This window comes from Streptomyces sp. NPDC050264 (genome assembly GCF_040655895.1).
Lineage (GTDB): Bacteria > Actinomycetota > Actinomycetes > Streptomycetales > Streptomycetaceae > Streptomyces.
This window is the reverse complement of sequence record NZ_JBFAKV010000063.1, coordinates 1-5,918: the sequence shown is the minus strand read 5'-3', so window position 1 is coordinate 5,918 and position 5,918 is coordinate 1. Positions and strand designations below refer to the sequence as shown.

7 protein-coding genes are annotated in these 5,918 nt (G+C 70.5%); 2 read left to right on the top strand and 5 right to left on the bottom strand.

Annotation, left to right across the window (positions count from 1 at the left end; all coding sequences use genetic code 11):
* A partial coding sequence (locus tag AB0J02_RS43480; RefSeq protein WP_363199461.1) for an alpha amylase C-terminal domain-containing protein occupies positions 1-551 on the top strand: 551 nt, incomplete at its 5' end.
* Here the strand turns inward: AB0J02_RS43480 and AB0J02_RS43475 are convergent.
* From AB0J02_RS43475 to AB0J02_RS43455, 5 genes are all read right to left on the bottom strand, one after another.
* The gene (locus tag AB0J02_RS43475) at positions 538-2,778 is read right to left on the bottom strand and encodes an AAA family ATPase (RefSeq protein WP_363199462.1); all 2,241 of its coding nucleotides are present in this window, start codon (positions 2,776-2,778) and stop codon (positions 538-540) included. The genes AB0J02_RS43480 and AB0J02_RS43475 overlap by 14 nt on opposite strands.
* Positions 2,779-2,955: 177 nt before the next feature.
* Positions 2,956-3,270, bottom strand: a complete 315-nt coding sequence (gene trxA, locus AB0J02_RS43470; protein WP_363199460.1) for a thioredoxin — start codon at positions 3,268-3,270, stop codon at positions 2,956-2,958.
* A 5-nt stretch (positions 3,271-3,275) separates the two neighbouring features.
* Positions 3,276-3,704 carry a MerR family transcriptional regulator gene (locus AB0J02_RS43465; RefSeq protein WP_363199459.1) on the bottom strand — a complete coding sequence of 143 codons (429 nt, stop codon included), beginning with the start codon at positions 3,702-3,704 and terminating at the stop codon, positions 3,276-3,278.
* A 189-nt stretch (positions 3,705-3,893) separates the two neighbouring features.
* Complete coding sequence (locus AB0J02_RS43460; RefSeq protein WP_363199458.1) at positions 3,894-4,262, bottom strand: hypothetical protein; 369 nt, start codon at positions 4,260-4,262, stop codon at positions 3,894-3,896.
* Positions 4,263-4,339: 77 nt separating this feature from the next.
* Positions 4,340-4,888, bottom strand: coding sequence for an isochorismatase family protein (locus AB0J02_RS43455; RefSeq protein WP_363199457.1), 549 nt, complete (start codon positions 4,886-4,888; stop codon positions 4,340-4,342).
* A gap of 86 nt (positions 4,889-4,974) precedes the next feature.
* Here AB0J02_RS43455 and AB0J02_RS43450 point away from each other — a divergent pair, with 86 nt between their 5' ends.
* Positions 4,975-5,868, top strand: coding sequence for an aldo/keto reductase (locus AB0J02_RS43450; RefSeq protein WP_363199456.1), 894 nt, complete (start codon positions 4,975-4,977; stop codon positions 5,866-5,868).
* Positions 5,869-5,918 lie beyond the last annotated feature (50 nt).

The following is a 5,918-nucleotide window of genomic DNA, read 5'->3' as shown; positions in this document are numbered from 1 at the left end:
CCAACCACCGCGCCTACCTGGGCTTCATGTGGGCCCATCCCGGCAAGCAACTCCTTTTCATGGGGCAGGAGTTCGCCCAGGGCGCCGAATGGTCGGAGGCGCACGGCCCCGACTGGTGGCTGCTCGACCCGGCATACGGCGCCGAGCCCGACCACCGCGGCGTCCGCGACCTCACCCGCGACCTGAACACCGTCTATCGCGAGGCGCCCGCCCTGTGGGAGCGGGACACCGACCCCGCCGGATTCTCGTGGGTGGCCGGCGACGCGGTGGAGGACAACGTCTTCGCGTTCCTGCGCCACGCCGCCGACGGCGCCCCGCTGCTCTCGGTGTCGAACTTCTCGCCGGTGGTACGCCACGAGTACCGCCTCGGCGTTCCCGCCGACGTACCGGCCTGGCACGAGATCCTGAATACCGACGCCGCCCGCTACGGCGGCGGGGGCGTGGTCAATCCCGAACCGGTGAAGCCGGACGACGTGGGCGCCCACGGCCGTCCGGCGAGCATCCGGCTGACCCTGCCGCCGCTGGCCACGGTCTGGTTCAGGCCTGCCTGAGGTGCGCCCCGGCCAGTGAGGAGGGGAGTTCGGTGGCGCTGTGCACGATGCCCAGCGACTGCGTGGCCCGCGTCAGCGCCACATACAGGTCACTCACCCCGAACTCCCCCGGCTCGACCACGATCACCCGGTCGAACTCCAGCCCCTTCGCCTGACGGGGATCGAGCAGCACCAGATGCCGGGTGAGGTCCGGCTCGGCCCCCGCCACCACGTCCGGCAGCAGCGCGGCCAGCGCCGCGTGCAGCCGGCGCGGCGCGATCACCGCGAGCCGCCCCTCCTCGGGGGTCTCGGCCGCGGCGACCTCCGCCACTGCCTGCGCGACATCACCCGTCACCGCCCGCCGCCAGGGACGTACGCCCGTCGAGCGGACCGACGACGGCGGCTCGAAGTCCGGGTCCCCCTCGCGCAGCACGGCCGCCGCGACGTCCATGATCTCCGAGGGCGTCCGGTAGTTGACCCCGAGCCGCGTGTGCTCGTACCGGTCCTCGACATACGGCGCGAGGATCTTGTCCCACGCACCGACCCCGGCCTCCTCGGCCGTCTGCGCCGGGTCCCCCACCAGGGTCATCGAGCGGGTCGGCGAGCGGCGCATCAGCAGCCGCCACGCCATCGGCGACAGCTCCTGCGCCTCGTCGACGATGATGTGCCCGAACGCCCAGGTCCGGTCGGCCGCGGCCCGCTCCGCCGCGCTGCGGTGGTCCTCCTCGTCGTACCAGTCGGCGACCCGGTCCGCGTCCACGATGTCGTGCGCGGCCAGCACCTCCGACTCGTCCTCGTCCTCGAACTCGTACGTCTCCGAGCCCCGCGAGAGGTCCAGCACGCCCTGCGCGTACGCGATCCGCTCCTGGCGCGCCGCCTCCGCCGCGGCCCGCTCGGCCGCGTCGTCGTACCCGAGGATCTCCGCCGCCTCGTCGAGCAGCGGCACGTCCGCGGGCGTCCAGTCCGCCGGACCCGTGACCGTCCTGCAGACCGCCTCCGCGTCCTCGTCCGCCAGGCGCACGGGCTCGGCGAGGAAGTCGGCGACCACCCCCTCCGGGGTCAGCGTCGGCCACAGGTCCTCGATCGCGGCGTGCACGTCGGCACTGCCGGCGACCCCCTTGCCGAGCTGGGCCAGATCGTCGGGGCCCAGGAAGTTCGGCCCGCCGTAGGGGTCCGCGCCGATCCGCTCCGCGAGTTGCTCGGTGAGCGCGTCGAGGATCCGGAACGCGAAGTGCGGCCGGGCGAGGTTGTGCGGCAGCAGGGTGTCGCGTGCCGCCTGCCGGGCCTCGTAGGCGATCTCCCAGTCGAGGATCAGGTCGCCGTCGTCGTGCCGGATGATCAGCGGGGCGCCCGGCTCCGGAAGCTGCTGCCGGTCCCGGACCGCCAGCGCGAGCGCTTCCGCCATCGCCGCCGCGCCCTTGACGGCCGCCGCCCGCGGGGTGTCCACAGCGGTGGCGTGCACCCCGGGGTACAGCTCGCCCACCGTCGCGAGCAGCACGCCCGTCTCGCCGAGCGCGGGCAGCACCTCGGAGATGTACGACAGGAACGCCGGGTTCGGGCCGACGATCAGCACCGCCCGCTTGGCGAGCAGCTCCCGGTGCTCGTAGAGCAGGAACGCGGCGCGGTGCAGCGCCACCGCCGTCTTGCCGGTGCCCGGGCCGCCCTCCACCACGAGTACGCCGCGGTGGTCGTGCCGGATGATCCGGTCCTGCTCCGCCTGGATCGTCTGCACGATGTCGCCCATGCGGCCGGTACGCGCCGAGTTCAACGCGGCGAGCAGCACCGCGTCGCCGCTCGGGTCCTCGAAGCCGGTGCGCTCGTCATCACCGAGATCGAGAATCTCGTCATGCAGTTCGGTGACCGTACGGCCCTCTGTGGTGAGGTGCCTGCGCCGGCGCAGGCCCATCGGCAGATGGCCCGTCGCGAGATAGAAGGGGCGGGCCACCGGTGCGCGCCAGTCGATCAGAATCGGCGTGTGTTCGGTGTCGTCGTCACGAATTCCGATACGCCCGATGTGATGCGTCACGCCGTCCGTGAGATCGATACGGCCGAAGCAGAGCGAACCGTCGACCGCATTCAACGCGGCGAGCAGACCGGAGCGCTCCACGACCAGCAGGTCACGCTCGAGCCGGGCCTGCTGACCGGTGCCGACGGGCGTCAGGGCGTCCGTGACCGAGCCCGCGGCGTCACCGCGCAGCGCGTCTACGCGTGCGTAGACCCGGTCGATGAATTCCTGTTCCTTTTGCAGTTCTTTCTGCGATGCGGCGGATTCCCGGCTTGACAAAACTGCTCCCTGCCCGGTACGGTGTGTTTAGTTGGCCCCTCGTGAGGGGCCTTTTCTGTGGGCACACAGAAACACCGAATATACCCCGGGCAGGGGTCAATTCCAACCCGCGCATTTCTTTGGGCGGGGTGCGGGTTCGGCTCAGACAGCCTCCGCCAATTCCTCCAGCAGCCGCCGCTTGGGCCTGGCGCCCACCCGCGACCACACCGGCTCACCGTCCTTGAAGACCATGAGCGTCGGCATCGAGAGCACCCCGTACTTCACCGCTGTCTCCGGGTTGGCGTCCACGTCGATGGCCACGACGTCGAGGCGCTCCCGCTCCTCCTCCGCGATGGACTTCAGCACCGGTGCCAGTTGCCTGCACGGCCCGCACCACTCGGCCGTGAACTCCACGAGCACCGGGCGCCCGGCCTCGAGCACCTGCTCATGGAAATCCGCGTCGGTCACTTCCCGCATCTTCGTCACTCCTCCTGTCGTTCGCTGAGCTCTTCGCTGAGTTCGCAGCGGGGGGTGGGCTGCTTCGCGCCCAGTGCCGCTACTGCCTGCTCGGCGCGCTCCAACTGCGCGCCGACCTTCTCCCGTACGGCAGTCAACTCGCCTATCAACGCATCGAGTTCGGAGAGCTTGTTGCGGTACACGGCGAGGGACGCCGGACACGAGTCGCCCTCCGGGTGGCCTGCGCGCAGGCACTCCACGAAGGGGCGGGTCTCCTCCAGGTCGAACCCGAAGTCCTGGAGCGTACGGATCTGCCGCAGGGCCCGCAGGTCCGCCTCGTCATAGGTCCGGTACCCATTGCCGCCGCGCCGCGCGGGCAGCAGCCCGCGCGACTCGTAGTACCTGAGCGTCCGCGTGGTGGTTCCGGCGCGGTTCGCGAGCTCTCCGATGCGCATGTCTCCGACGGTAGACCTTTCCCCTGACGTCAAGGCCAGCGCATTGAATGGAGGGTGGCCGCCTGGGGCTTCGTCGGCGGCTCTCTGGCGTCTCCGACAGGTGCGTGGGTGGGTACGGTGCCGCCCGGGACATGTCCGTGCCCGCCATCTTGATGGCCTCGCCGGCTGCTTCGCCGGGCGCGTAGGCCGTCACGGCCAGTCGACCATCCCCACGAAGACCAGGTACGTGACGAGCACCGCGCAAGGCGCCAGTACCGCGAACCCAACCCTGCGAGCGGCAAACCGCTCCTGCCAGGGCAACAGCCAAGCCGTCGCAAGGCAGAGCAGCGACACCGTCAGACACAGGCCGAAAACCGTGTACGCACGATCGAAGCTCGGCTGGAACGCCGACACCTGAGCCTCCGTGCAGGAGTCGCACGCCATCGGCGCAAGCCCGGCAAAGACGTACGCGAAGAACGCCCCCGGAAGCGTCACCACCGAGGAAACCAGCGGAGCGACCCAGTGGCGAGCGTACTGAGCGGGTCGTATGGGCACGTCTGCGGCGAGGTCCGATGTCATGCCCACCATCCAACGCGCGGGCAGCGGCCGGGACATGAGCGGACGTACTCAGATCCCGGCCGGCCCCCTGAGTACCTTCAGAACGTCACGTCCGCCGTGTCCACCGTGCCCGCGCTGCGTCCGGGCGCGCTCTGGTATTTCCAGTACAGATTGGTGTGCGCGATGACCAGCTCCGGGGCCGGCGCCCCGTACTCGCTGAGGTCCTGCGTCGTGTGCGCGTCACCGACGAGCGTCACGTCGTAGCCGCGCACGAAGCCGCCGTGGATCGTGGAGCGGACGCACACGTCGCTCTGCGCGCCGGTGACGACGAGCCGGCCGACGCCCCGCTCGGCGAGAACGGCCTCCAGGTCGGTGGCCTCGAACGAGTCGCCGTACTTCTTGTGCACCACGGGCTCACCGTCTCGGCGCACCAGCTCCGGCACGTAACTCCAGGCGTGCGTACCCTCCTTGAGGCCGTCGTCGGAGTGCTGCACCCAGATCACGGGGACGTCCTCGGCGCGAGCCCTGTCGACGAGGGTGCTGATGCGCGCGACGACCTCGTCACGCCGCGCGGCACCCTCCACCACCTCGTTCTGTACATCGATGACGAGCAGCGCGGTACGGGGGCGGTCGGGCAGGGTCGTCATGGCGGGCCTCCTGGTCGTTGCGGACTGCCGCCACAGTAAGCGGCGTCACTGACAACGCCCCACGGCCCGTATGGCAGGCTCCCCCGATGACCATCCACTCCCCTGTCACCGCGGCCGCGTCCGGTACCTGGCTCCTGGGCGGTGAGCTGCCCGTCCGCCGCATCGGTTTCGGTGCCATGCGGCTGCCGGGCCGTGTCGCCTTCGACAACTCCTCTGTCAGCGACCGCGGTCAGTCGATCCGGGTACTGCGCCGGGCACGCGAACTCGGTGTGAACCACATCGACACGGCCGCCTTCTACTTCTCGTCACTGCGCTCGGCCAACGAGCTCATCTGCTCCGCGCTCGCGCCCTACCCCGACGACCTGGTCATCGTCACGAAGGTCGGCCCGCGCCGCGACCGGTCCGGCGCCTGGGCCGACTGGGCACGCCCCGACGAGCTGCGCGGCGACGTCGAGGAGAACCTGCGCCAGCTGGGCCGCGACCACCTGGACGTGGTCAACATGCGGGTGAACGAACGGATTTCGGCGCGCATCGAGGAGTACGTGGGTGCGCTCGCCGAGTTGCGCGACGCGGGCCTGATCCGCCACATCGGTGTCTCCGACGTCGACGCGGACCTGCTCGGCCGGGCCCGGAGCGCGGCGCCGATCGTGTGCGTGCAGAACCGCTTCGGCCTCGGCACCGGCCGCGACGGAGACGCCGAACTGCTGCGCTCCTGCGCGGAGTCGGGCATCGCCTTCGTGCCGTTCTTCTCGATCGCGGGCAGCGGGGGTCACTCCGGCGGCACCGCCGACACCCCGGCACTCCATGAGATCGCCGCCGCCCATGACGTGTCCCCCGCCCAGATCCGCCTGGCCTGGACCCTCCATCAGGGCCCGAACGTCCTGGCCATCCCCGGCACCGGCGACCCCGAGCACCTCGCACAGAACATCGCGGCGGGCACCATCCAGCTCACCGACAATGAATTGCGCGTCCTCGCCTAAAACGCAGAAAACCCCCGTCCGGTATCCCCGGACGGGGGTTTTCTCCAATA